Source organism: Aequorivita capsosiphonis DSM 23843, from assembly GCF_000429125.1.
GTDB lineage: Bacteria > Bacteroidota > Bacteroidia > Flavobacteriales > Flavobacteriaceae > Aequorivita > Aequorivita capsosiphonis.
Genome location: NZ_AUBG01000029.1, coordinates 1 through 1,313, shown reverse-complemented (window position 1 = coordinate 1,313; position 1,313 = coordinate 1). Strand labels below are relative to the sequence as shown.

Here is a 1,313-nt window from a genome sequence, read left to right as displayed (position 1 = left end):
GGTACGGTAAAGGGACATCCTTTACAAAGTTAAAGGGACATAGTTTACACTTTTAAGATTCATAAATTGCTTGAAAAAGTATTTTATCATGGTCTGGAAAGCAAAAACTAAAATGGAACAAAAGGTAGAATTTATTCACGAATGGTTAACTCAAAATTACACCATCACAGAACTTTGTAGGTCATTTAACATATCGCGACCTACCGCCTACAAGTTGATTTCTCGGTATGAGAAAATGGGTCTATCGGGATTAATTGAGCAAGAAAGGACGCCGATTAATCACCCCAACAGAACCGATCAGAAAGTTGAGGATTCAATTCTAAAATTAAAGAACAAACACATGCTTTGGGGAGCGAAGAAGATTCGCATATTGTTGTTTAAACAGTATCCTGAAGAACTTATTCCAAGTGTGGTCACGGTTCACAACATCCTTTCCAAAAATGGTCTAGTTAAACCTCAAAAGAGAAGCAGAAGGGTCAAGCCTGTATTCCCCATTTTCGATCCCAAGAAGTGTAACGAAGTTTGGAGTGCGGACTATAAAGGAAAGTTTCTAATGGGCAATAAAATATACTGTCATCCACTTACCATTGCCGATTCCAAGAGTCGGTTTTTGTTTGCGGCCAAAGGACATTACAAAGAGAACTTTCTGTCTGTTAAGCAAGAGTTTACAAAGGTTTTTAGAAAATACGGTATTCCAAAACAGATACATACCGACAACGGAAGTCCCTTTGGATCTGTTGCTGCCATTCAAAGATATACCAGACTATCTTACTGGTTTATTGACCTGGGAATAGATCCGGTTTATTCCGATCCGGCACGACCAGATCAGAACGGACGACACGAACGCATGCACCGTGATTTAAAGGCAGCTTGCGCCAAACCCTCATCATTCGATTTAAAGGCCCAACAGCGTAGTTTAAATCGGTTTGTAACGGAATATAACCACATTAGACCTCATGAAGCTTTGGGAATGAAAACCCCCGCTGCTTGCCATGATTTTTCCAATAGACCATACCCTGAGAAAATTCCAACATATGATTATCCATCAACCATGAAAGTGATGAAAGTATGCCAAAATGCATCCCTGCGGTGGAAGTCATATTATTGGGTATATTTAACTGCTGGACTTAAGGGCAAATACGTAGGAGTTGAAGATCAAGGAAACGGAATTTGGAGAGTATTTTATAGAGACGTATTTTTAGGTTACTTTAATGAAAATAAAATAAGAGATAAACAAGTATCAATTAGACTAAGTCAGAATCTAGTGTAAAGCATGTGACTTTAACTTTGTAAACTATGTGCCTTAACGAACA

The 1,313-nt window shown here is 38.5% G+C and carries 1 protein-coding gene; it reads left to right on the top strand.

The annotated features are described in order from the left end of the window. Positions 1-112: 112 nt before the first annotated feature. Positions 113-1,270 carry an integrase core domain-containing protein gene (locus G440_RS0115615; protein ID WP_169718968.1) on the top strand — a complete coding sequence of 386 codons (1,158 nt, stop codon included), beginning with the start codon at positions 113-115 and terminating at the stop codon, positions 1,268-1,270. The last annotated feature ends 43 nt before the right edge of the window (positions 1,271-1,313 follow it).